This window comes from Pseudomonas fluorescens, assembly GCF_900215245.1.
GTDB classification, from domain to species: Bacteria; Pseudomonadota; Gammaproteobacteria; order Pseudomonadales; family Pseudomonadaceae; genus Aquipseudomonas; species Aquipseudomonas fluorescens.
In genome coordinates this window covers 4926487-4951030 of the sequence record NZ_LT907842.1, presented here as the reverse complement: position 1 = coordinate 4951030, position 24544 = coordinate 4926487, and the positions used below count along the sequence as shown (strand labels likewise).

General features: G+C 60.1%; 25 protein-coding genes. 5 read left to right on the top strand and 20 right to left on the bottom strand.

Annotation, left to right across the window (positions count from 1 at the left end; translation table 11 throughout):
* Positions 1 to 38: 38 nt before the first annotated feature.
* The 4 genes from CPH89_RS23075 to CPH89_RS23060 all read right to left on the bottom strand — a co-directional run bounded on the left by CPH89_RS23075 (position 39) and on the right by CPH89_RS23060 (position 2891).
* The gene (locus CPH89_RS23075) at positions 39 to 947 is read right to left on the bottom strand and encodes a helix-turn-helix transcriptional regulator (RefSeq protein ID WP_053256447.1); all 909 of its coding nucleotides are present in this window, start codon (positions 945 to 947) and stop codon (positions 39 to 41) included.
* A gap of 36 nt (positions 948 to 983) precedes the next feature.
* Positions 984 to 1679: a fumarylacetoacetate hydrolase family protein gene (locus CPH89_RS23070; protein WP_053256448.1), complete on the bottom strand. Its 696-nt coding sequence runs from the start codon at positions 1677 to 1679 to the stop codon at positions 984 to 986.
* A 107-nt stretch (positions 1680 to 1786) separates the two neighbouring features.
* Positions 1787 to 2116, bottom strand: coding sequence for a hypothetical protein (locus CPH89_RS23065; RefSeq protein ID WP_053256540.1), 330 nt, complete (start codon positions 2114 to 2116; stop codon positions 1787 to 1789).
* A gap of 337 nt (positions 2117 to 2453) precedes the next feature.
* On the bottom strand, positions 2454 to 2891 hold the full coding sequence (locus CPH89_RS23060; protein ID WP_053256449.1) for a DUF3995 domain-containing protein: 438 nt from the start codon (positions 2889 to 2891) through the stop codon (positions 2454 to 2456).
* A 92-nt stretch (positions 2892 to 2983) separates the two neighbouring features.
* Between CPH89_RS23060 and CPH89_RS23055 the strand changes: the two genes are divergently transcribed.
* Positions 2984 to 3373, top strand: a complete 390-nt coding sequence (locus tag CPH89_RS23055; protein ID WP_053256450.1) for a DUF2946 domain-containing protein — start codon at positions 2984 to 2986, stop codon at positions 3371 to 3373.
* A 95-nt stretch (positions 3374 to 3468) separates the two neighbouring features.
* Positions 3469 to 5595, top strand: a complete 2127-nt coding sequence (locus tag CPH89_RS23050) for a TonB-dependent receptor (RefSeq protein WP_053256451.1) — start codon at positions 3469 to 3471, stop codon at positions 5593 to 5595.
* A gap of 80 nt (positions 5596 to 5675) precedes the next feature.
* Here CPH89_RS23050 and CPH89_RS23045 read toward each other — a convergent pair whose 3' ends face one another.
* Both CPH89_RS23045 and CPH89_RS23040 read right to left on the bottom strand, forming a co-directional pair.
* Complete coding sequence (locus CPH89_RS23045; RefSeq protein ID WP_053256452.1) at positions 5676 to 6692, bottom strand: ABC transporter substrate-binding protein; 1017 nt, start codon at positions 6690 to 6692, stop codon at positions 5676 to 5678.
* Positions 6693 to 6824: 132 nt separating this feature from the next.
* Positions 6825 to 7274: a hypothetical protein gene (locus CPH89_RS23040; RefSeq protein ID WP_053256453.1), complete on the bottom strand. Its 450-nt coding sequence runs from the start codon at positions 7272 to 7274 to the stop codon at positions 6825 to 6827.
* Positions 7275 to 8087: 813 nt separating this feature from the next.
* Between CPH89_RS23040 and CPH89_RS23030 the strand changes: the two genes are divergently transcribed.
* Both CPH89_RS23030 and CPH89_RS23025 read left to right on the top strand, forming a co-directional pair.
* Positions 8088 to 8318, top strand: coding sequence for a hypothetical protein (locus tag CPH89_RS23030; protein ID WP_053256455.1), 231 nt, complete (start codon positions 8088 to 8090; stop codon positions 8316 to 8318).
* Positions 8319 to 8378: 60 nt separating this feature from the next.
* On the top strand, positions 8379 to 8615 hold the full coding sequence (locus CPH89_RS23025; RefSeq protein WP_053256456.1) for a DUF2789 domain-containing protein: 237 nt from the start codon (positions 8379 to 8381) through the stop codon (positions 8613 to 8615).
* Between the two features lie 6 nt (positions 8616 to 8621).
* On the opposite strand, the gene CPH89_RS23020 is transcribed toward CPH89_RS23025, so the two are convergent.
* The 14 genes from CPH89_RS23020 to CPH89_RS22955 form a co-directional block, all read right to left on the bottom strand.
* The gene (locus tag CPH89_RS23020) at positions 8622 to 8825 is read right to left on the bottom strand and encodes a hypothetical protein (RefSeq protein WP_053256457.1); all 204 of its coding nucleotides are present in this window, start codon (positions 8823 to 8825) and stop codon (positions 8622 to 8624) included.
* A 114-nt stretch (positions 8826 to 8939) separates the two neighbouring features.
* Complete coding sequence (locus tag CPH89_RS23015; protein ID WP_371850837.1) at positions 8940 to 10172, bottom strand: methyl-accepting chemotaxis protein; 1233 nt, start codon at positions 10170 to 10172, stop codon at positions 8940 to 8942.
* Between the two features lie 557 nt (positions 10173 to 10729).
* Positions 10730 to 11134 (bottom strand): TraR/DksA family transcriptional regulator, encoded by a 405-nt coding sequence (locus CPH89_RS23010; protein WP_010564800.1) that lies wholly within the window; start codon positions 11132 to 11134, stop codon positions 10730 to 10732.
* A 424-nt stretch (positions 11135 to 11558) separates the two neighbouring features.
* Complete coding sequence (locus tag CPH89_RS23005; protein ID WP_024076018.1) at positions 11559 to 12581, bottom strand: ABC transporter permease; 1023 nt, start codon at positions 12579 to 12581, stop codon at positions 11559 to 11561.
* Between the two features lie 31 nt (positions 12582 to 12612).
* Positions 12613 to 14166 (bottom strand): sugar ABC transporter ATP-binding protein, encoded by a 1554-nt coding sequence (locus tag CPH89_RS23000; RefSeq protein WP_053256459.1) that lies wholly within the window; start codon positions 14164 to 14166, stop codon positions 12613 to 12615.
* Between the two features lie 63 nt (positions 14167 to 14229).
* On the bottom strand, positions 14230 to 15165 hold the full coding sequence (locus tag CPH89_RS22995) for a sugar ABC transporter substrate-binding protein (protein ID WP_053256460.1): 936 nt from the start codon (positions 15163 to 15165) through the stop codon (positions 14230 to 14232).
* A gap of 48 nt (positions 15166 to 15213) precedes the next feature.
* Positions 15214 to 15399, bottom strand: a complete 186-nt coding sequence (locus CPH89_RS30655; protein WP_073638504.1) for a hypothetical protein — start codon at positions 15397 to 15399, stop codon at positions 15214 to 15216.
* A 128-nt stretch (positions 15400 to 15527) separates the two neighbouring features.
* A complete protein-coding gene (locus CPH89_RS22985; protein ID WP_053256461.1) occupies positions 15528 to 16556 on the bottom strand; it encodes a Gfo/Idh/MocA family protein in 1029 nt (342 codons plus the stop codon).
* 156 nt (positions 16557 to 16712) lie between these two features.
* Positions 16713 to 17723 (bottom strand): bifunctional inositol 2-dehydrogenase/D-chiro-inositol 1-dehydrogenase, encoded by a 1011-nt coding sequence (locus CPH89_RS22980; RefSeq protein WP_053256462.1) that lies wholly within the window; start codon positions 17721 to 17723, stop codon positions 16713 to 16715.
* A gap of 18 nt (positions 17724 to 17741) precedes the next feature.
* Entirely contained in the window at positions 17742 to 19673 is a 1932-nt protein-coding gene (iolD, locus tag CPH89_RS22975; protein ID WP_053256463.1) for a 3D-(3,5/4)-trihydroxycyclohexane-1,2-dione acylhydrolase (decyclizing), read from the bottom strand.
* A gap of 56 nt (positions 19674 to 19729) precedes the next feature.
* The gene (locus CPH89_RS22970; protein ID WP_053256464.1) at positions 19730 to 20551 is read right to left on the bottom strand and encodes a TIM barrel protein; all 822 of its coding nucleotides are present in this window, start codon (positions 20549 to 20551) and stop codon (positions 19730 to 19732) included.
* Positions 20552 to 20576: 25 nt separating this feature from the next.
* Positions 20577 to 21365 (bottom strand): 5-deoxy-glucuronate isomerase, encoded by a 789-nt coding sequence (iolB, locus tag CPH89_RS22965; RefSeq protein WP_053256465.1) that lies wholly within the window; start codon positions 21363 to 21365, stop codon positions 20577 to 20579.
* Positions 21365 to 22255: a myo-inosose-2 dehydratase gene (gene iolE / locus CPH89_RS22960; protein ID WP_053256466.1), complete on the bottom strand. Its 891-nt coding sequence runs from the start codon at positions 22253 to 22255 to the stop codon at positions 21365 to 21367. Before iolE ends, iolB begins: the two co-directional genes overlap by 1 nt.
* 84 nt (positions 22256 to 22339) lie before the next feature.
* Entirely contained in the window at positions 22340 to 24277 is a 1938-nt protein-coding gene (locus CPH89_RS22955) for a bifunctional 5-dehydro-2-deoxygluconokinase/5-dehydro-2-deoxyphosphogluconate aldolase (RefSeq protein WP_053256467.1), read from the bottom strand.
* Between CPH89_RS22955 and CPH89_RS30235 the strand changes: the two genes are divergently transcribed.
* Positions 24276 to 24479, top strand: coding sequence for a hypothetical protein (locus CPH89_RS30235; protein WP_141125166.1), 204 nt, complete (start codon positions 24276 to 24278; stop codon positions 24477 to 24479). The two genes, CPH89_RS22955 and CPH89_RS30235, sit on opposite strands and share 2 nt — an antisense overlap.
* Positions 24480 to 24544 lie beyond the last annotated feature (65 nt).

Sequence of the window (24544 nt, the reverse complement as noted above, 5' to 3'; positions counted from 1 at the left end):
CTATAAATTGTCGTGGTTTTGTAAGAGACAGCGCGCGACTACAAGGAATCTGTCTGCTGGCGACGACGGAACTGCCCCGGCGCGACGCCGTGGGCCTTACGAAAACAGCGGGAGAAATACGCTTGATCAGTAAACCCACAGCGCTCGGCGATCACACCGATCATTTGCGCGCTGTTGAGCAATAGGGTGCGCGCCAACTGCATGCGACGGTCAAGCACCCACTGGGAAAAGGGTTTGCCGGTTTCCTTGCGCAGCAGATGGGTGAGGTAGTTGGGTGACAGGAACGCAGCCGCCGCGGCGTCGGTCAGGTTGAGGGTCGGCTCGTGCAGGTGCTCGCGGATATAGCCCTGCAGGCGTGCCAGGGCGTCTTTGCGACCGCGCTGTGTGGCGTTGTTGGCGGCCAACGCCTGCAAGGGTTCGGCGTACTGTTCGCAGACGAGGCCGATCAGTTGGAACAGATAGCCTTTTAGCCGCTCACGCGCGCCGAACGTGCGCTGGGCGTCCAGGGTGCGCATATGGGCGAGCCAGGTTTTCACGTCGTCGAAGGCCGCGTCGTCGAGAATGAAATCCAGTTGTTCCTGGAAGCGAAACGGCGACAACTCTGGCGCCTGGCCGATGGGGATGTCCTCCAGGTCCAACGGATCGCAAGTCAATTGCGGCAGGAAAAACCCCTGGCTGAAGTTGATCAGCATGAACTCGCCGTCTTGCGGGTGGGGAATCACATGCAACCGATGGGGCAGGATAAACGCCACGGCTTTGTGCGGAAACGCCCGCACCGCGCCACCAATATGTTGCACGGTGTCGCCGCCCAGGTTGATCTGGATCTGGAAGTATTCATGCCGATGCGGGCTGGTCAGCGCCGCCCGCCCGCGTTTATCGCGGATATAGAAGTCGGGGCGGTCGCTGCGTTGTTCCATGCCATAGGTGGTAACGCGGGTGCCTGGCATAACGGTCTCTCGGGTGGCCTGGGCACCACTTTAGCCTCAACCTTGGCCGAGGGTGAAACTCAACGCGCCCACGCCGTCGATGCCGGCGGTGACCCCATCCCCTGGCTGCAACACGCCGACGCCCGCTGGGGTGCCGGTAAAGATCAGGTCGCCGGCCTTGAGCGCCACGGATTTCGAGGCGTGGCTGATCACTTCACTGACCGACCAGATCTGATCGGCCAGGTCGCCGACCTGGCGCTGCTCACCATTGACCTTGAGCCAGATTTTGCCGTTTGACGGGTGGCCTACTGCACTCACCGGCTGCAACGCAGTACAGGGCGCCGACTCATCAAAAGCCTTGGCCCATTCCCACGGGCGGGAGAGTTTTTTCGCCTGGGCCTGCAGGTCACGGCGCGTCAGGTCAATACCGACGCCATAACCCCAGATATGCGAAAAAGCCTGTTCCGGGCGGATATCCACCCCGTCTTTGCCGATGGCCACCACCAGCTCGACTTCGTGGTGCAGGTCTGCGGTCAACGGCGGGTAAGCAATCACCCCTTCGGCCGGCACCACCGCGTCCGCCGGTTTCATGAAGAAAAAGGGCGGCTCGCGATCCGGGTCATGCCCCATTTCACGGGCGTGCTCGCTGTAGTTGCGGCCCACGCAGAAGACGCGACGCAACGGGAAACGCGCGTCGCTGCCTTGGATGGCCAGGGATGGGGTTGGCGCGGGGGTGAATACGTAATCAGTCATGGCCTGTGCCTCTTGGTTTACCTGGCGCCAGTATGGCGAGGCCCGCCAGGGCAAAGTTGGACAGGTCTACGCAGATTTTGCACTGGCCAGTGCAAATCGCCCGTGGGTCATTTGCGCGCCACTTTGTAACGCAGGCAATCCTGATAAAAACTCTGCCGAATCGCCTCCGGCTTAAGCCGTGAACGGCTGTCATACGTCTGTTCAGTGATGCCCATCGCCATCATGCGCATCCACGACTTGCTGAACTTGATGGTCTGGATCTTCTGCCGCGCGGCATACAGCGACACGCCCGACAGTTTGAGTTCCTGAGCCCTGGCGGCGGTGCCTGCGCCCCAACTGCACATGTACTTGTCACCCTCGCGCAGTTCCCGTGCCTGCACAGCAGCCGCGCCGCCAGCCAGGGAGCAGGCGATCAGCATCATTCCAACAGTGCGCATTTGCATCCCCACCTAACCACCTGAAAATAAAAGTGATTCTGGCGAGAATTTTGTTACAAAGGGGCCATTAAATTGCCTTATCGGCGACCTATCGCCCTTGATAGGTCGCACTCGCGCGGTTATCCAAGTAGGCATAGGCCGCCGTGATGTCGAGGTTATCGTTCTGGCTGGCGCAATGCGCTGGGTCGCTTAATACACTAACAAAGAGTCTCTCGATCATGACTTCAACGAGTATCTGAAATTAGGAAAGGCCAAGAAAATCCCGGGTTCCATGTCCAACTTGTACTTTATTCAACCATGAGCGCTTGGCTTGATGAACGATCAGGCATTTGGCCACTCACCCCCACGCCACCACCAACAACCCCACCCCCAACACCAGACACAACGGCGAATAAAAATACGTGTCCAACCTTGCAAACCTGGACCCACCCACCTTCTTGAAAAACCCTACCAACTCCGAATCCCCAATCGCCCTGGCAAACATGACCAAGGCTATCGCGCTGATCCCCCACTGCAGTGCGCCATGGGACACCGGTGAGAAATACAGCCCGGCCCGCAGGCAGACAAGCAAAGCAATCGCCACCAACCCCATCGCGACGAGGAACGTGCCGAGTGCCGAGGGCTTGAACGCTGGCCTTGGCCCGCGGGCGAATTCGCCGGGCAGCTGGGGAATGGCCGCAACGCTGCCGAGTTTGCCACCGGCGGCCCAGTACAGGTGCACCATGCTGATGCAGGTAAAAACCCCGACGATCCACCGTGCGATGACAAAGCTCATGACTGGCTCTCCCTGAAAGGTGCGCATGAGGATAGTCGCCCTGAGATTTTTTGTAGGCATTTCGTCGGAGGCTGATGGTAAAGTGCCGCCCCATGAAAATCGCCCGTACCGACCGCTCGCTCATTGCCTGGATGCTTTATTGCTGCGTCCTGTTCAATGTGTTCGCGTGCAGTATTGGTCACGGGCAGATGCTGGGGATGCAACTCAACGGCATCGGTGGCCAGTTCTGTACAGTGGACCCGCGCACCCAGGCGCCAACGCAGACTAACTCCACGGATGAGAACCTGCCGACGCTGTCCAAGGCGTTCGGCTGCCCGCTTTGTTCGACCGGCGGCATGGGCCCGGCACTGAGTTCCAGCCTGAATGTGGCGGTGCTGCCACAACCTCACGCGCCACCACCGGCCGTGGTTCTCGCCGCCGACATTTCTGCCCGCTTCACCTGGCCCACGGCCAACCCTCGCGCGCCGCCCGCGTTCGCCTGATTCCTTCGCTTTCCGATCTGCACCGGCCACCGTTCCTATTGGGGAATACGGGCGGCTGTGCGTTGTTTTCAAGCCAAGTTTTTCAGGATTCAACCATGAAACATTTACCCTTGTTGGCGGGCCTGTTCGGCTGCCTGCCTGTCGGTGGCTGGGCGCTGGAGTTAGCCCCCACCACCATTGATGGCGAACAATCCACTGAGCCGGGGCTGGCCCTGGATCAATCCAGCGGCATGGCTTCGCGGCTGGGCTTAAGCGTGCGGGAAACCCCGGCGTCGGTGGCGATCGCCACTCGCAGTGACATCGAGCGCCATGGCGCCAAGACCTTTCGCGATGCGGCCAACACGTTGCCAGGCGTCAACGCCAGTGCGCCGCCCGGGTTTGGCGGGTTTGTGTCGTATCGTGGCTTTACCAGCAGCCAGATCACCCAGATGTTCAACGGCATCAATGTCGCTACCGGCTTGGCGCGGCCGGTCGATGCGTGGGTTTACGACCGGGTGGAATTGGTCGGTGGCCCCTCCTCCTTGATCAACGGCGCCGGCTCCGTGGGCGGCTCGCTGAACTACGTGACGAAGCTGGCGACCCGTGAGGAACAGGCCGCCGAAGGCCAGCTCACGTACGGCAGCTACCACAGCGCCGGCATGGCCTTCGGCCTCAATCACGCGCTGACCGAACCGGGCGCCGAGGTGCAGCATTACGCGCGCCTGGACGTCAGCCGCAACACCAACCACAGCTACATCGACCGCGACCAGCGTGATGCCTGGAGCCTGGCGTTTTCCCTGCTCAGCGACCTTACGCCCAACCTGTCCCACACCCTGGCCCTGGAATACCAGGATGAACACGAAGACAGCCCGTATTGGGGCACGCCGGTGCTCAATCCCAAGGCCGGCGAGTTGAAGATCGACAAACACAACCGCTTCAACAACTACAACGTTGCCGATGGCCGTTACGAACAGCGCACCCTCTGGGCGCGCTCGATCATCGACTACCGGATCAACGACAGCACCACGCTGAAAAACACCCTTTATCACCTCGACAGCCAGCGCGACTACCGCAACCTGGAAACCTACCAATACAACACTGACAATAGCGCGGTGAACCGCTCGACCGCTTATCAAGTCCGGCATCAGGGCGAGCAGAACGGCAACCAGTTCGAGCTGCGCCATGACGACACATTCTTCGGCCTTGCGACAACGTGGTCGGGCGGCTTTGAGTACAAAGTCAACAGCACCACCAACAACCCGCTGAACGTGCCGGGTAACAGCACGGTGGACCCGAACAACTACAACCCTGGGCATTTCTACGCTATCCCAGGCACCAAGCCTGGCTTCGTCAAAGACAAAACCAACCAAGTCACCACCCAGGCACTGTTCGTGGAGAACCGTCTGGGCCTCACCGATAAACTCTCGCTGCTGACGGGCTTGCGTTACGACGCTATCGACCTGGACGTCACCAATCACCGCAGCATCACCGCCACCAACCCACGGCATTTCAAGCGCAGCTGGGAGCCGGTAACCGGCCGCGTGGGCCTGACCTACCAGTTCATTCCATCGGCCAATGTGTATGTGCAATACAGCACGGCGGCTGAACAGCCATCAACCACCACCCAGGTCTTCGACGTGTCGACCGGCAAGCAGTGGGAAGTGGGCAGCAAGTTCGATTACCTCGACGGTCGCGGCTCGGCCACCGTCGCGGCCTACAAGATCGAACGCAAGGATTTTGCCGTCACCAACCCGTTGGACCCGAACAACAGCATCCCGGTGGGAGCCCAGACCTCCAAGGGCATCGAGCTGGCCAGCTCATTGCGCATCACGCCAAGGCTGCTGGCCGAGGGCAACGTTGCCTGGGTGGACGCCGAGTACGATGACTTCAACGAGAAAGTCGCCAGCGGCGCGGTGGTCTCACGCAAAGGCAACACCCCCACCAACGTGCCCAAGCGCGTGGGCAACCTGTGGCTGACCTATGACGTTTCTGAGGATTGGCAAGGCGGTGTGGATGCGCGGTATGTCGCTGAGGTGTTTGCGGACAATGCCAACACTCAAACGGTGCCGGCCTACACGCTGTTTGGGACGTTCCTGCGCTACAAAGTCGACTCGCACACGTCAGTAACCGGGCGGGTGCGTAACCTGACGAATGAGGTGTACGCCGAGTTTGCGCATGTGTCGCCAGCGTATTACCTGGGCTCACCAAGGACCTTTGAGGTCGCGGTGCAAACCAGGTTCTAACGCTGCTTTGCGCTTAGAACGGTGGGAGCGGACTTGCCCGCTCCCACCTTTGGATTTCCATTCCAAACAACGACCGTCGATTACTTCAGGCTCGCCTGCACTTTCTGCGCCACGTCTTCCGTCAACCAAGCCTTCCACACCTCAGGGTGCTCTTTTAGAAATGCCTGAGCCACATCCCGTGGCGGCGTGTGGTTCTCACTCATCGATGCCAGCGATTTATTCAGTGGCTCGATCGGGAACTGAACCTTGGTAAAAAACTCGGCAATCTGCGGGTGGTCTTTTTGGAACGGCGTCGACACACCAATACTCAACTTGGACGCCAACGACCGAGTCGGCCTCGGATTGGGGTTATCCGCGTCGGTGAGGGTCTTCCAGGCATCGGCGTCAAACGGCGGCTCTTGCAACTGGATCAATTTGTAACGCCCCATCAAGGGCGTCGGTGACCAGTAGTAGAACAATACCGGTTTGCCTCGACGGATCGACGACGCAATCTCGGCATCGAGTGCCGCACCGGAGCCGCTGCGGAAGTTCACGTAGCTGTCGTTCAGGCCGTAAGCCTTGAGTTTCTGTGCGTTCACCACTTCCGACGTCCAGCCGATCGGGCTGTTCAAAAAGCGCCCTTTGCCAGGGGCCTCGGGGTCCTTGAACACATCCTTGTAACGCGCCAGGTCCTGCACGGTCTTGAGGTCCGGCGCCAACGGCTTCAGGCCTTTGGCGGGGTCGCCCTTGACCACGTACTCCGGCACCCACCACCCCTCGGTGGCACCCTTGACCGTATCGCCCAAGCCAACCACTTTGCCTTCGGCTTCCGCCTTGATCCAGACCGGACTGCGGCCGGCCCACTCTTCGCCAATCACCTGGATGTCATTTTTCGCCAAGGCGGTTTCCAGGGTGATGGTGGTGCCGGGCAAGGTGTCGGTGGGCAGGTCATAGCCCTTCTCGACGATAAACCGCAGCACCTCGGTGATGAGGCTGCCGCTTTCCCAGTTCAGGTCGGCGAAATGCACCGGTGCCTGTGCGGCCGATATCGGCAGTGAGGCCACCGACAACCCCAGGGTCGTCAGCGACGCCGCCAACAGCGATCTCAATCCTTTCATGCCTTTGCACCTCGCATTTTCACAGCCATCGCGGAAGGCTTTGCTGCGGATGCGCGAAGCCTCTGAATAGTTAAGTCAACTCAACTGTAGTAGAGGTTCCGGGAGAGCAAAAATACACGCGGTGTCTGGCGACTATTCGCTGGCCTTGAAGGTCACCAGTTCGCCCTTGCGCCACTTGGCGGCCTTACCGGTCACGGCCTTGAGGGTTTTGGTCAGGCCTTCCTGCAGTTGCTCATTGGCGGCAAACACCAGCATCACGCTGTGGCCTTCCTTGAATACGATGCCCTGCCCTTCAGTGGAAGACACGAAGGCGTAATCGCCCAGGCCATACACCGTCAACTTGATGTCGCGGAACTTCAACTCGAACTTGCCACCTTCACGACTCGGCAGCACGGCCGCGCGGAAATGGTCACCCACCTTGAGCTCCAGGCGCGGCTTGTCATCCACGACCAACGCCGTTTCGGTATCGATCTCGGCGATGTAGATGCCTTCCGGTGTCTGTTCAGTGATGTAAACGAAACGGGATTGAAACTGCTTGACCAACTTTGCGCGCAAATCACCCAGCACGAATAACGCGTGCATATCCAGATTACTGACTGCCAAGGAAACGCCCCCACATCAAAAAGAACGCCGACCGCCAAAGCGGGCAGCACAAAAAAACGATCCGCCGCCACAAAAAAGTGCGCGTAGCCACGATCACACATTCGTTAAAATACTGAAGAGAACCCGCTGCTACGTCATGAGACTAGTACAGGCGTGCGCGATGGACCTTATGCAAGGTCATCTGGCGCAACAGACAATCACAGATTCAACGGCCCGAGAACACGGGCCGATCAGCTTCAGAGAATAACCCAGTTAAAAACGCAATTTCCGACAACCTACACATAACAAAATACCTGGTTTGGAACCAAGCATCGGCTGCCGACGACAATACTAAAACAGCAACACGGGTTAAAACCACCCGAAACGCTGCTGGTGAGTCAACAAGATTGATCGACAGGAGCTGGCCATGCAATCACGCCCACACGACGCTACGCCGTCTCGCACTCGTTCATCACGTCACGACGAGCGCCAATACTACTGCCTAGATTACCCCAACGGGTACCCCAATGCCGTTCTTTACCAAGTTGTACCGGCCGGGCGCAGTTTCTTTCATATTCTGGAAGTGACCAGCGGCAGGATCAGAGGTTTTCGCAGCACGCACGCTCAGGCCTGCGAATTGGCCAAACAACTCGAAGCCAGCCTGCACGCCACTTACGGCGGGTTCGTTTCGTCGTCTGGATGACTTTACTGCGCCGTCGCCCGTCAACAACTGCCATACTGCCCCGTCCATTGAAGTTTGCCCCCAGCGGGTCAGGTTTCATCAGTGCAGTTACCTAGAAGGGAAGGCTATACGTGACGGAATTTGATATTGGCGAATTTTTCATCCATGGCGATGCGAGGGAAGTAGACGGTGAGTTTCAAGCGGTGATCATCATGCGGGCCAAACCACCGCTGACCACGGTCACCACGCATCAGGTAGAAAAAGATCGTTGGTTCAAGACTGTCGACGCCGCCGCCATCGCGGCAAAGGATGCCGCCAGGGCGCTGAAAACCGCCGTGGACTCGGGGGCACTTAATTCCTGAACTCTGCCGCGCCCAGAGCCTCACATGCACAACGACCATCACCCTGCATGGAGAATGATCATGGACGCGCCAATCCCAACCCTTGAAACCCTGTTTGAACAACTCGGCCTGGATTCAAGCCCCGAAGCCATCGACGCATTCATCGGCGCACACACGCTGGATGAAGACGTCAAGCTGATCGATGCCCCTTTCTGGACGCCGCAACAGGCGGCGTTTCTCAAGGAAGAATTGCGCGAAGACGCCGAATGGGCCATCCCGGTGGATGAACTGAACCAGCGTCTGCATCAACCGCACTAAGCTCCGTCAATGCAGGCTGTCTGACTGTTCCAGGCGCATCAGCGCCTCCCAGGCAGCCCTGCACTCCTCGGCTTCATCACGACTGGCGAACGCGGTGCCGCGTTGCTCGCCATTGAGCAACACCACCCAACAGGCTTTCTGACCCAGCGCACGCAGGGCTTGTGGTACGCCACTGCCGATCATCACGGCGACATCAACCTTGTTTTGCATGGAGCCTCTCCGCCACATTAGTTAGCTGCCTAACAATGTTGGCCATGCTACGGTTTTATTCCAGTTGGAAAAAGCTATCTGCGGAATAGCTCCATTGCATAAACAGCAACAATCCTAACGCTCGGCTTTAGCACCCTCCGGTTTATAGCCCAGGCGCAAACCACCCCAATGCCTGCCCCTGACCATAATCGGCACTGACAAGTCGTGCATCAATTCGCCGGTATCACGGGTATAGGTCTGTAACAACACCGCTTGTTGATGGCTGCCGCAACGAATGCCGGTGCGGTCGTCGAATTTGCGTTTGGTGCGGTTCTGCAGCGCATCGACCTGATCATCACCAGTGAGAGGGTGAGAGAACGCCTTATTGTGCGTCGGCACATAGCCCTGAGGTGTGCAGGCAATGGCGAACACCAGCCCTTCATGGCGCGGCAGCAACGCCTCCTGGATCGCCGGTAAGACTTGGTCGGTGTAACCATCAAAACGCGTGTGGTATTTGCTTGGGCGGGTATTCGGGATCGGCGTGTAGCTGCGGTCAAACAAGTCCTCCAGGCTGATACGGTTTTGCAGCAGATCAGCCTCGAACTGTTCGGCAATGTGCGTGGCCCCTTCACGGGCCAGGTCGTAGATGCGCTGGTGATAGTCATCCAGGCCGACCTCAGCCAGGCGTTCGCTGATGGTTTCCGCCTGCCCTTCCATTTGCACGGCGACATCAGCCAGCTGCCGGGTTTGCTCGTCGCTCACCGTCAAGTCGCTGCGCATCTGCTCCACGGCGTGGAACAGGCTGTCGAGTTGCGTACGGTTGGTGTCGGTGCCCTGCGCAATTTCATGGACTTGCCCTTCCACATCCGCCGCCAGGCTGGCGATGTTTTCCAATTGCTCGCCGGCGTGCTCCACCTGCTCGACGCCGATGTGCAGGTCCGCCGACAGTTGGCGAATCTGCTCAACCACTTGAGTCGTGCGTTGTTGGATATCCGCAACCATCACCCCGACCTCGTCGGTGGCCGTGGCGGTGCGTCCGGCGAGGCCACGCACTTCATCGGCGACCACGGCAAAGCCGCGGCCGTGCTCACCCGCACGTGCCGCTTCAATCGCCGCATTCAATGCGAGCAAGTTGGTCTGGCTGGCGATGGATTGGATCACCAGGGTCACGCGCTGGATTTCCTCACTGCGCTGGCTCAAGGCTTCGATCAGTTCACGGCTGGCATTCGCGCGCTGGCTGAGCTGGCGCATGCGGGTGATCGACTGCGCCAGCACTTCACGCCCTTGCGTGCTGCACTGATGCGCCTGGCTGGCCGCGCTGAGGGCTTGGCGGCTGAGCTGGGAAGTGACCTGTTCGGTGCCGATCATCACTTCGGCATTGCTGACAATCTGCTTGGCGGCGCTCAGCTGCGACTGCACCCGCGCCGCCAGTTGCTTGACCGAATAGGCCACGCCGGCCGCGGAAAGCGCGTTATGGCTGGTGGTATAGGAAAGATCGCGGGTCAGTTCGCCCACCGTGTCGGCGGCCTGGGAAAGCTCCACGCGGGGCGCACGGGGTTTAAGCGCAGGCAGCCAGATGACCAGCAAGGCCAGTGGCACGCAGAGGTACAGCGGCAAACCGGCAAACGCCAGGCCCAGCAATACCAGGACCAGGGCGGCGCTCTGCACAAGCTGCGTCGGCCAGCCGGGCAGCACGCGCGCCACCGTGTGCGGTGGCACTGCTGCGCCCATCAGAGATCCGTCTCCAGCCATCGTCGTTACCCCGCTGCTTGTCATTATTGTTCACGCATTAGACGCCAGTATTGGGCCATTATCCATGGGCCTTTAGTGGAGTTCCTGCAGTAGATCAATAGACAGGGGTGTCGACGGTATTTCTGGACACCGCATGCACGGTGTCCACGTTCAGCACAGCAGCCTTCAGCGTATCAGGCTTGACGCTGGTGCTTGTCGATCTGCTCGTGGCGCTCTTGCGCTTCGATGCAGTATTTGGTGGTCGGGCTGATCAGCAGGCGCTTGAGGCCGATAGGCTCGCCGCTGTCGTCGCACCAGCCAAAAGAGTCTTCCTTGATGCGTTCCAGCGCGCGCTCAAGCTGCGGCAGCATACGCTGGTCGCGGTCGATGGCATTCACCAGCCAGGTGCGCTCTTCTTCCACGGAAGCGGCGTCAGCCGGGTCAGCCGGGGTGTCCAGGCTTTCGATGGCGATGCGGTTCTGCTCAATGCGCTCGTGGTGTTCCACCTTCATGTCTTGCAGCAACTGCTCGAAAAAAGCGTGCTGTTCGGCATTCATGTAGTCATCCGCCGGCATGGCCAGCAACTTTTCCTTTGTCATTGATTTCTCTATAAAAAATACGTGCATTAAGGCGAATAAGGGAGCTTCCCGGAAGGCCTGTGCAGGTCTCGGAAAGGCGCCATCCATTTCAAGCGCCACCCGGCACTCAATTTACGAGGGGCGGCAGTCTAAGGCCGACTTGAGGGCTCAGCAACTGAAAAGACAGGCATTTTTTCCCAATTAACCCCCAAAGGCACCAGGACGGGCTTGGCGAATGGTCATCGGAGTGCGTTTATAGCAAGAAATTCAGTCTTGTGGAGCTATATAGAAGACAAACGGTTAGAACTCATCGGCGCAGATCCAACTGTGGGAGCGGGCCTGCTCGCGAATACTGAGTGTCAGGCCGCGCATCGGGCACTGATACAGCGCTTTCGCGAGCAAGCCCGCTCCCACACGTTGCTGCTCTGCCAGTTGTAAATCTGCGTTAGCGCTTAAGCTTGCGCTTGTTGCGATACTGGTCGATCACCACCGCCACCACGATGATCAGGCCCTTGATGATGTCCTGGATGTACGCGTCCACCCCGACAAAGGTAAACCCGCTGGCCATCACCCCGAGGATCAACGCGCCGATCACGGTGCCGGTGATGCGCCCTACCCCGCCTGCCAGGCTGGTGCCACCGATGACCGCTGCGGCGATCGCGTCCAGTTCATAGGACATGCCCATGCCGGCCTGGCCGGTAGCGGCACGCGCCGACGCGACAACCCCGGCCAGGCCCGCCAACAGCCCGGCAATGCTGTAGACGATGATCAGATGGCGCTTGACGTTGATCCCCGAGGTGCGCGCCGCCTGCATGTTGCCGCCGATGGCGTAGGTGTACTTGCCGTACTTGGTGTAGCGCAGGGCGATATGGAAGATCACCGCCACCACCAGGAAGATGATCACCGGCATCGCACCATGACCAATCGCCGTGTAGGAATCCGAAAGCATGCTCACCGGTTGGCCTTCGGTGTAGTAACGCGCCAGGCCTCGCGCCGAGACCATCATGCCCAGGGTGGCAATAAACGGCGGGATCCCGGTTACGGCGATGATACTGCCGTTGATCGCCCCCGCCAGCAGCCCTACCCCCAGGCCCATCGCCACCGGAATCCACACCGGCAAGTCGGTCAGGCTGGGGAACACTGCGCGGGAAAAGTCCGAGGTTTGCGCCAAGCTGGCGGCGATCATCGCCGATAACGCCAACACCGAGCCGGAGGACAGGTCGATACCGGTGGTGATGATCACTTGGGTCACACCAATCGCCAGCAGCCCGATGATCGACACTTGCAGGATCATCAGCACCAGGCGCTGGGAGTTCATCAGGAAGCTCTGGTCACGCACGATCCAGCCGAACAGTTCAAACACCAGGCCGATGCCGATCAGCACCAGGAAGATGCTCAGCTCGGTGGGTAAACGCCGACGGTGCTTGACCGGTGCCGTGGCAGGCTTGTTGTCTGTTATTGCGTTCATAGCCAATCACCTTCTTATTCTGTGCTGTTCGTCAGTGGACTACGGTCATACCGGAAGCCAACTGCATGACTTTTTCCTGGGTTGCATCCGCGCGGTCGAGGGTGCCCATCAGTTCGCCTTCGTGCATCACCATCACCCGGTCGCTCATGCCCAGCACTTCCGGCAGCTCGGAGGAAATCATGATCACCGCCATGCCTTCGCTGGCGAGGAAGGAAATCAAGCGATAGATCTCGGCCTTGGCGCCCACATCGATGCCTCGGGTCGGCTCATCGAGAATCAACAACCGTGGGTTGGTCATCAGCCAACGCGCCAGCAGGGCTTTTTGCTGGTTGCCGCCGGACAACGTGTCAATGCACTGCTCAAGGGATGGGGTTTTCACCCGCAGCTTCTTGCACATGTCTTCGCACAAGGCGCGCAACGCCTTCTGCTGGATAAAGCCGTTGCCCGAGTAAAGCGGCAACACGGCCATCTCCATGTTTTCCAGGACCGACAGGCACGGGAACAGGCCGCTGAGCTTGCGGTCTTCGGTCAACAACGCAAACCCCTTCTCGATGGCCATGTGCGGGTCGCTGATGCGCACCGGCTTGCCATCGAGGGTGATCTGCCCGCCAGAACTTGGGGTGATGCCGAAGATCGTTTCCGCCACATTGGTGCGGCCCGAGCCCATCAACCCGGCGATGCCGAGGATTTCACCGGCATGCAGATCGAATGACACGTCCTTGAACACACCGTCCAGGCGCAGGTCGCGCACCGACAGCAGCAATTCGCCAATGGGCGTCTCGCGCACCGGGAACAGTTGGCTCAGTTCACGGCCGACCATCATCGAGATCAGGCTGTCGCTGTTCATGCTGTCGGCGCGCTGCAAGCCGATGTAATGGCCGTCGCGAAACACCGCGACTTCATCGGCAATGGCGAACACTTCGTTCATTTTATGCGTGATATAGACGATGCCTTTGCCTTGGGACTTGAGGTCGGCAATGATCGAAAACAGGTGGGCCACTTCCTTCTCGGTAATGGCTGACGTCGGTTCATCCATGATCAGAATGTCGGAGTCGTAGGACACCGCCTTGGCGATTTCGACCATCTGCCGCTCGGCGATGCTGAGGTTACCGACGTGCTCTTCGGGGTCCAGGTTGATACGCAAGCGTGCCAGCAATTCGGCAGTGCAACGGTGCATTTCACGGTGGTTGACCATGTGCAGGCTGTTGAGCTGCTCGCGACCGATCCAGATATTTTCGGCGATGCTCATGTGCGGCATCAGGTTGAGTTCCTGGTGGATCATCGCGATCCCGGCCTTCTGCGCCGCCAGCGGCGTTTCGAACACAATCGGCTTGCCACGCAGACGAATTTCCCCTGCGTCGGGCTGGTAGATACCGGCGATGATTTTCATCAGCGTCGATTTGCCCGCACCGTTCTCGCCCATCAGCGCCAGCACGGAACCGGGGCGTACCCGCAATTGCACATCGGCCAGGGCCACGACACCGGGAAAGCCTTTGCTGATGTTGACGATTTCCAGCAGGTAGGGTTCTTCCTGCAGCACGGGCTGGATGCCGGGAGGCTGCGAGGCGGTGGCTTGAGCAAGCATATCGGGTACTCCATCAGCAGAGCGACCGTGGCCGCCCTGCTTGCTTATAATTGTTATGAAGGGCTACTTGAAGTCTTTGACGTTATCCGGCGTGATCAGCTTGAACGGGATGATTACGTTCTGCTCGACCGGCTCCTTCTTGGCCATCTTGCGCGCCGCTTCCACCGAACCGACCGCCTGGCCCTTGGCGTCCTGGAAGGCCGACGCGGCCATGTCACCCTTGGTAATGGCGTTCAAACCGTCCGGCGTGCCATCCACCCCGGCAATCAACACGCTGCCAGGCTTGGTACCCGCCGACTTGAGGGCCATGGACGCGCCAATGGCCATCTCGTCGTTGTTGGCCAGAACCGCATTGAATTCGCGACCCTGGGTCAGCCAGTCGTTGACCAGGGTCATGCCCTTGTCCCGCAGCCAGATGCCGGTCTGCTCTTGCTCGATGGTAATGCCGGGGTATTTGGCGAGGACTTCCTTCACGCCTTTGGTACGGTTGGTGGTGGAGTTGTTCGCCAGGTCACCCAGCAGGATGACGATCTTGCCCTTGCCGCCGAGCTTTTCGGCGATGTACTGCATTTGCAGGCGACCGGCCTCGACGTCATCGGACGTCACCGCAACGACATCCTTGGGCAAGTCTTTTTGGTCAGGGCGACGGTTGACGAAGACCAGCGGAATGCCCGCCTTGGTGGCGGCACTGATAATGTTCTTGGTCGAGGCGGTATCGACCGGGTTGACGATAATCGCGTCGACTTTCTGGCTGATAAAGTTCTCGACCTGGCTCAGTTGCTTGACCACATCGGCCCGAGCGTCTTCGAACTGCAGCTGTACACCGTCACCTTTGGGATACGACTTGGCTTGCTTGTCCATGTCTTCGCGCAGGTAGGTCAGGAACGTGTCATCGAAAGCGGACATGGTCACGCCCACCTTGATATCGGCGGCCGCGGCAAAACCGCTGGCAAGCAGCATGGACAAGGCCAGTGCGGTGAATCGGATCGGGGTCTTCATGAACGGTCTGTCTCCAATTTCTTGTTGGTTTTGTGGACGTTGCGTTTATCAGCGCGTGGCTGGCGAAGACGGCAGTTGAACCACCGGTGCGCCCGGAATGCAGCACACCAGCGCGCCGTTGTTTTCGACGCACAGCACATTAAGGAAGGAGAAATAAAATGGCCGCGCGCGGGGCAGACCGCGGGGCGCTTGAGCAGGGCGTAAAACTCGCAGTACAGCGTTGAAGATTTTCATCTGACGGTACCTGGTTGTTTTTGATCTTGTTTTTGTAGAGTCGCTCGAATCGAGTCCGAGACGTACTTTATGCAACCTGGAAAAGACTTTATTGGAAAATAATTTCCATATCAACCTGTTTTAGAATTTTATTCTATTTTTGTTGAAACCACCTGCTGGCGCTCGTTGCTAAGGCGCGCGGCGTCCAATATACGGGTGGTTTCCAATGCATCATTGGCATCGACCGGCAGCGGTCCCAGGCCTTGCACAGCACTTTGCAGCTGGCGATAGAACTGCGTCCAGCAGCCTTTCTCCGACGGCACCCGTTCACGCTCCTCACCCTGTTCAAACCAGCCCCAACGCCGATGCTCTTCAGCCCCCCAGTGCTCGCCTTCGGTTTTCGGCGACTTGCCCGCCATCAGCGCGGCTTCCTGACCGTCCAGCCCCTCCACGGTGTAACACCCCAAGGTGCCACTGACGCGAAACCGCGGGGCCTGGCTGTTTTGCAGCGCACTGCCCCACAGGTGAGAAATCACCCCATTGGCGTGCGTCAGGGAAACGAAAAAGCCGTGATCGAGGCTCGGATGTTGCGGGCTGAATTGCAGTTGCGCGAACACCCGGTCCACCGGGCCGAACAATTGCAGCGCCTGGTCCACCAGATGGCTGCCCAGGTCGCGCAACCAACCGCCGCCGCTGGCATTGCCCACCGCGTCCGGGCTGTAGCGTTCGACGCGCGACTCAAAGCGCGTAACGGCGCCCAGGGCGCCGGCGTCGATCAATTTGCGCAGGGTCAGGAAATCCGAATCCCACCGCCGGTTCTGGTAGACGCTGAGCAACACGCCCTGGCGTTCGGCGGCCGTGATCAGGGCCTGAGCCTGTTCGGCATTGGCGGCGAAGGGCTTGTCGCTGACCACCGCAACCCCGTGTTCGATGGCCTCCAGCACCAGGGCCGGGCGACCTTTCAGCGTGGTGGATATCACCAGCGCATCGACACCGGCCTCAACGATCTGGCCAATGGAGTCGAAGGCCTTGAGGCCTGGATGGTCGCTCGCCAACTGTAGGCGACGCTCAGGGGAACGTGTCACTACGCCCACAAAGATTACGCCGGGCAGGGTTGCGATCAACGGTGCGTGAAAATACCGGCCGCCGTGGCCGTAGCCGACAAGTCCGATTCGCATATATGCGCTCCTTCATGAAGTGGAAACCCGATCTGAATGTGGCAGCTGGCTTGCCTGCGACAGCGGTGTATCAGGCGGCATCAATATTGAATGTGCCGCCGTCATCGCCGGCAAGCCAGCTCCCACACCGACCGAGTGCGTTCAGTGGAGTGGGGCTCAGCCGTAGAAAGGTGGGCGCGGTGGCAAGCTGACCTTGATGATCTGCTCGCTGCTCTGCGCTTCGATACACGCGTCCGCCGCCACTGCCGCCGCAAACCCATCCCACGCCGACGGCCCGCCGACGTGCCCGGCGCGCACGCTGTCGATGAAGGCCTGCAACTCGACGTCGTAGGCGCCGATAAAGCGGTCTTTCCAATCCATCAGGATCGCATTCGACAGCTTCGCGCCACTGCGCAACTGCACCTGGGACGGTTCCGGCAGCTTGGCGATACCGGTCTCCCCCACCACTTCGCACTGGATGTCGTAGCCGTACTGGCAGTTCACAAACACTTCCACGTCAATGCGCGTGCCCTTGGCGGTTTCCAGCAGAACAATCTGCGGGTCGCGCAGGTGGGCCAGGGCCTTGCTGGTCTTGCGCGGGAACACCACCTGCACCGACACGTAGTCGTCGTTGAGCAACCAGCGCAACACATCCAGCTCGTGGATCAACGTGTCGGTGATGGCCATGTCGGTCTTGTAGTTCTCGCCCACCGTCGGGTTGCGGTGTGCGCAATGCAGCATCAACGGCTCGCCGATCTGGCCGCTGTCGATCACAGCCTTGAGGGCGCGATAGCCTTCGTCATACGGGCGCATAAAGCCCACTTGCACCAGGCGCTTGCCGTAGGCGACTTCCGCATCAACAATCTTGCGGCAGCCTTCGGCTGTCACGGCCAGGGGCTTTTCGCAGAACACCGGCTTGCCGGCGGCGATGGCGGCCAGCACGAATGCCTCGTGGCTCGGGCCCCAGGAGGTGACCAGAATGGCGTCGACTTGCGGCGAATTGATCAGCGCATGGCCGTCGGCGTACACCTCGGCGTCCAGCTTCAAATCGGCCACGACCTTGGCAGCTTGCTCAAGGTTGATGTCGGTCACCGCAACCACCTGGCTGTTAAGCAAGGTCTGGCTGCAACGACGAATGTGGTCACGGCCGATGGCGCCCGTACCGATTACACCTAGCTTCAAAGACATACCAAACTCCTCTTGTTATTAGTACTGCCGGGCCTTGGCCAGCTGTTCATTGAGTTTTTTCGCCGCCGCATTCGTGCGTTCGCTGGTGGACACCTGGGCCACACCCACCCGCCACCACGACAGGTAGCCGTGGATCATGGTCTTGGGCAGTACCTTGATATCAATCAACGTCGATACCGTTTGTGTGCGCGCATCGGCCAGCGCCGACTCAAGCTGTTCCACGGTGCTGACCTTATAAGTCTTGCAGCCATACGCCGCCGCGCTCATGGCGAAATCCACCGGCACCAGGCCGCCGTCGAGCTTGCCGCTCTCGGGGTTGCGGAAGCGAAATTCAGTGCCGAAGCTGTCCATGCCGTTGCCGATCTGCAGGTTGTTGATGCAGCCGAACGCCATGTTGTCCAGCAGCACCACGTTGATCTTGCGCCGCTCCTGGATCGAGGTGGCCAGCTCCGAGTGCAGCATCATGTAAGAGCCATCGCCGACCAGCGCGTACACTTCTTTGGACGGCTCAGCCAGCTTCACGCCGAGGGCGGCGTTGATCTCGTAGCCCATGCATGAATAGCCATATTCGACGTGGTAGGTGTTGACGCCTTTACTGCGCCAGCTGCGCTGCAAATCGCCAGGCAGACTGCCGGCGGCGGCGACGATGATGGCGTCATCGGCCAGGGTGTCATTGAGCACACCCAGTACACGGCTCTGGGTCAGGCACGAGCCGGTCAGTTCGATGAATTCGCGCAGCACCGCGCGATCCAGGTGGTCATCAACCTGCGGAACAAAATCATCACCGCTGTATTCCACGCCATGCACGCGGTCCACTTCCGCTTCCAGCTGCGCCTTGGCGTCGCAGACCTGCTCGCCCCAACCGGCGCGGTAGTCGCCCAAGGCGTCGGCCAGTGCCTCAAGGCCCACCTTCGCGTCCGCAAGCACTTGCACGCCGTCAAGCTTCACGGCATCGCAGGGGCTGATATTGAGGTTGAGAAACGTCACCTCGGGGTGCTTGAACAGCGATTTGGAGGAGGTCGTGAAGTCGGTATAACGCGTGCCGATGCCGATAATCAGATCGGCCTCGGGCGCCAGCAGGTTAGCCGCCAGGCAGCCGGTCTCACCGATGCCGCCGACGTTCAGCGGGTGGCTGGACACCACCGCACTCTTGCCCGCCTGGGTTTCAGCAAAAGGAATCGCAAAGCGTTCGGCAAAGGCTTGCAACGCAGCATTTGCCCCGGCGTACTTCACCCCACCGCCGCAGATGATCAGCGGCTTGCGCTTGCCGCGGAAGGCGGCCAGGGCGTCAGCGATCATCGCGTGGGTGGCTGGGCGACGCTCGATACGGTGCACGCGTTTTTGCAGGAAATAGTCCGGGTAGTCCCAGGCCTCGGCCTGCACATCCTGAGGCAGCGCCAAGGTCACCGCGCCGGTTTCGGCGGGGTCGGTGAGCACACGCATGGCGTGGATCGCGGCGCTCATCAACTGTTCGGGACGGTTGATGCGGTCCCAGTATTTGCTCACCGAACGGAACGCATCGTTGGTGCTGATGCTCAGGTCGTGGAATTGCTCGATTTGCTGCAACACCGGGTCAGGCTGACGGCTGGCATACACATCGCCCGGCAGCAACAGCAACGGGATTCGGTTGGCCGTGGCGGTCGCCGCAGCGGTGAGCATATTGGCCGCACCCGGGCCGACCGATGCGGTGCACGCGTAGATCTTGCGGCGCAGGTGCTGCTTGGCAAAACCGATGGCGGCGTGGGCCATGCCCTGCTCGTTGCGGCCCTGATGCACCACCAGGTCGCCGCTGTCCTGCTCCAGTGCCTGGCCCAGACCCAGCACGTTGCCGTGACCGAAAATGGTGAATACACCGGCGACAAACTTGCTCTGCACGCCATCGACTTCGACGTATTGGTTATCCAGAAACTTCACCAGGGCCTGGGCCATGGTCAATCGTGTTGTGGTCATGTTCGCACCTTGTATGAATGCAAATCTGTCGATCAACAGTGATCTTAGGGGGAGCGTCAGGGCCGGGCGTTTTGCAAATGGGCGATGCTCGCGCCCAACGCCTGCCGAATATCTGCCAGCCCATGCACGCTTTCAGCAAACGGCTCGAACGACAGATAGCCGCCGTACCCGGTACTGAGCAAGGTGTCGATCTGCGCGGCATTGCCGAGGATATCGCCCTCGCCGACCAGCACGCGGTGGCCGTCGCGAATCGAATTCAGGGGCGCGTCTGCATCCTCGACGCCGGAGATATGCACCAGCCCGGTCAGTTCCGGGAAGAACTCATGCTCGCGGGCCAAGTGATGGTGAAAGGTGTCGTGCACCAGGCGGAACACATCCAGCCCACCCGTCGCCTTGATCGCCTCCACCGCCACGCGCTTGAGGCGCAGGGCACATTCCTCGAACCCCAGGGGCTCGATAAACCCCTGAATCGCGTATTCACGCAGGATCGGCGCCAGCTCGCTCAACGCCGTGCGCAAACCGGCGGCACGCTGGGCTTCGCTGCGCGCATCGCCGCGCTCATTCAGCGGGCACATCACCAGGCCTTGCGCACCGCATTCGCGGGCATAGGTGGCGAGGGCGATCGCCTGGGCGCGACGCTCATCGTTCCACACATCGAACGGGTACAGCGCGTTGATCGACAGCACCGTAATGCCCTGCTCTGCGCACAGTTCGCGCACGCGGCTCGCCGGGGTGCCGAACTCGATTGCGTGCCCCTTGAGGTCGTTGCGAATCTCGATGGCATCGCATTTGAGGGCCACGGCCAACTGGATGAAATCCGGCAGGGAAAGGTCGGGCGCAACCATACGATTAAGGGCAAAACGTAGAGACGACTGCATTGTTATTGTTCTCCGTCCTAACCGATTAGAGGTCCAGCAGCCAGCTGTGCTGTGGGTCGTTATGGAAATGCCAGGCGCGCTTGGGACCCGCCATCACGTTCAGGTAGTACGACTCGTAGCCATACGGCACGCTGACCGGGTGATACCCCTTGGGCACCACCACCAAGTCGCTGTTTTCCACGGCCATGGCCTGGTCGATACTGCGGTCGTCGGTGTACACCCGCTGGAAAACGAAGCCTTGCGGCGGGTTGATCTGGTGGTAGTAGGTTTCTTCGAGAAAACTCTGGTGCGGCAGGTCATCGGTGTCGTGCTTGTGTGGCGGGTAGCTCGACGAGTGCCCGGAGGGCGTGCGCACTTCCACCACCAACAGCGAATGGGCGGGTTCGCTGTCGGGCAGGATGTCGCACACATAACGGGTGTTGGCGCCTTTGCCGCGCACGCTGCGCTTGCACTGTTCGGGACGGATCAGGCGCGGTTCAAAGCCCTGCGCACCGGGCGCGGCGCACACCGCAATCTGCACGTCGCTCAAGGCGGTAATCTGCGCCTCGGTGCCCGGTGGCAGGTAGGCGGCGAAGGGTGACTTGTCTTCAAACACCGACTGACGATCGCCGAGGTTCTGCCAGTTGAAGCCCTCGCCTTCGATATTCACCCGGCCGCTGAGCAGCACCAGGCACACCTCTTTATCGCCGGCGCTGACCGGCAAGGTTTCACCGAGGCTCAGGCGGTAGGCGGCAAAACCCACGTACTCCAGGCGCCCCGCTTCCAACGCGACCATGGTTTGCCCGCGTTTGCTGCTTTTGACCAACAAGCTCATCACTCAGTCCTCTGGTTGAGAAGCGCGCGCAACGTGTCATAGCCCTTCTTCGCATAGATATAGCTGGGCGCCACGGCCGGGTCCTGCTCAGCCTCAACCACCAGCCAGCCCTGGTACTGCGCGGCCAGCAATACATCGAGCAGCTCGGCAAAGTCGATATCGCCATCGCCGGGCACGGTGAAGGTGCCGTTGACGATGCAGTCCGGAAAGCTCCACATCTGATTGCGCGCCAGTTGCACCACCGGTTTGCGCACGTCCTTGAAATGCACGTGGCAGACGCGATCGATGTGTTTGCGCAACACCTCGATGGGCTCGCCACCGCCCATGTAGCAGTGACCCGAGTCGAACAGCAGGCCGACTTCCGGGCCGGTTCGGCTCATCAATTGGTCAATGTCCTCCGGCGACTCGACGTAGGCGCCCATATGGTGGTGGTAAGCCAGGCGCACACCCTGGGACAGGGTGAAGCGCGCCAATTCGGTGAGTTTGTCGGCATAGTCCTGCCAGGCCTGTTCGCTGTGCAAACGCGGGCGTTCGATCAGGCGCACTTTCGAGCCCTGGATAGAGTCAGCCACTTCGCCGTAGACCAACACAGTGGCGCCGTTCTGTTTCAGCAATTCGACGTGACCGGCGATGGCCTCGATTTCCTCGGCGACCGAGCGCCGCGCCAAGCGGCTGGAGTACCAGCCGGAGACCAGCGCCAGGTCATAGGGGCGCAACACATCGCCAACCCCTTTGGCGTCCTTGGGGAATTTGCCGTTGAGTTCAAAACCTTCGTAGCCGATTTCCTTGCCTTCGCTCAGCGCAGTGCTCAGGGGCGTTTCGCCGCCCAGGGCCGGGAGATCGTCGTTGCTCCAGGAGATCGGGTTAATGCCAATTCGGATTGCGGGCATGGCTGCACCTATTGTTTTTATCTGACTTAAGCCTGGTGAGGTTTGCTTGGTGTGGTTGATTGCATGCCACTTCAAGCGCTGTATTTAGCCCCGTGCACTGCGCCAGGCGTTGATGAGCTGTTCGAAGGTTTGCTGCACTCGCTCAATCAGCGTCTCATCGTTAATTTCCCCCGCCATCCACGCGCGGCTGGGTTCCTGGAAGATCGTGCGGCCCACCGCAAACCCACGGCACGTGGTGCTTTGGCTGGCTTGCTGGAAGCCATCGGCGAGGCATTCAGCCGACGCGTTGAGGCCCAGCAGCACCACGCCACGGCAGTACGGGTCGCGCTCCTGGATCAGTTCGTCGAGCTGTTTCCAGTCAGCCGCCGATTGCGCCTCGATCTTCCACCACGCCGGGTAAATACCCAGGTTGTACAAGCGTTTGAGGCTGCGATACAGCACGTCCGGATAGCTCGACGGGTGGTCTTTGGGCGGGATGACTTCCAGCAACAGCTCATGGCCGCTGACCAGCGAAGCTTCATACACCGCCTTGAGTTGCGCTTCCTGTTCCAGGCGCAGCATCGGTTCGTCGTCGGGGTGGAATTGCACCAGGCACTTGATGATCTGCTCCTGCGGCCAGGCGATCAGATTGCTGCCTACCGAACGACCGTGCTCAAACGCCAGGGGCCGCGAGTTCTGCACTTCCACCGGGCGGGCGATCCACCAGCCGCGACCACTGGCGGCATTGAGCGCGTCCTGCCCGAAGCGCTGATCGGCCAGCAGGCCCACATCCGCCTCGACACCTTGCTCACGCAGCTTGTATTCCACGCGCTCAATGGCCTGGATAAACAGCTGCTTGATGTCGCTGATACGTGTCAGGTCCTGGCCGCCTTTTTGCGCCAGGTCCACCAATTGCCAGCGGTGGTCAAACGCAAAGACGAACAGCTGCTTCCAGGCTTTACGCGGCACCGTGACCCGGTGCAGGCGCTGCAGGGTGACGTCCTGGTCTGGGCGGGTGATGGGCACCGGGCTATTGAACAGGTAATCCAGTTCGGCAGGCGTTGGCATGGCCGGTGCGCAAGCGTGGCGGGACACGACGAGACCGCCGCAAGCGTTGGCCAACTGGCTGCAGCGTTCATCACTGGCGTCGTTTATCCAACCGCTGAGGAAGCCCGACATGAACGCATCGCCGGCCCCAAGCACATTCAGCACTTCCACCCGCACGCCCGGGTAAATCGCGCCCTCCTCCAGCCGCGCGGGGACCGCGCCGTGGATCACCGTGCAACCTTGCGGGCCGAGCTTGACCACCAGGGTCGCCGGGGTCAGCTCCCGTACGGTGCGCAACGCGGTGAGCAAATCTTCACTGCCGCCGGCAATCAAAAACTCTTCTTCGGTGCCGACGATCAGGTCGAAACGCGGCAGGATTTGCTGCACATGCTGGCTGACATTCTGGTCGGCAACAAACCGCGTTTCACCATCCGCCTTGCCCGCCAGGCCCCACAGCACGGGGCGGTAGTCGATATCCAACACGCGCTTGACGTTGTGTTTGGCGGCATAGTCCAGGGCCTGGATGCTGGCCTTGTACACGCCGTCGGTGGAGAAATGTGTGCCGGTGATCAACAAGGCTTTGCTGGAGGCAATAAAGGCTTCGCTGATGTCCTCAGCGCGCAATGCCATGTCGGCGCAGTTTTCGCGGTAGAACACCAAGGGGAACGTTTCGCGGTCCTTGAGGCCCAGCAGCACCAAAGCGGTCAGGCGCTCCGCGTCGACCTTGATGCCGCTGACATCGCAGCCCTCACGGGCCAGGGATTCCACCAGGAAGCGGCCCATATGGTCGTCCCCTACCCGGCTCAGCATCGCCGACTTGAGCCCCAGCCGCGCAGTGCCGAAAGCGATATTGGCGGACGACCCGCCGAGGTACTTGGCGAAGCTGGACACGTCCTCAAGCCGCGCACCCACTTGCTGTGCGTAGAGGTCGACGCCCAGGCGCCCGAGGCAAATCAGATCCAATTGACGCCCACTGGCAAAACGAGTCTGGCCCATGCTGGCTCCTGTTATTTTTATCAGCCTGCGTGGTGCCGCCGTGGTGACGGCACACGCTCTTGGTGCAAGCAGACTAGAACGTTCAGCGGCCTCAATCAATATTTATTCCATAATTATTTTTAGTGGAATATTTTTTCCAATAAGCCAGCATAATGGCATGCCAGCCCTCCTGCAGCGTTTCAGCGGCGCGCAGGGGCCGTGATGCCGGGGTATTTTTTTGCGCCTACCCTGTAGACTTGCGCACACCCATCAGCGCATCAGAAGAAC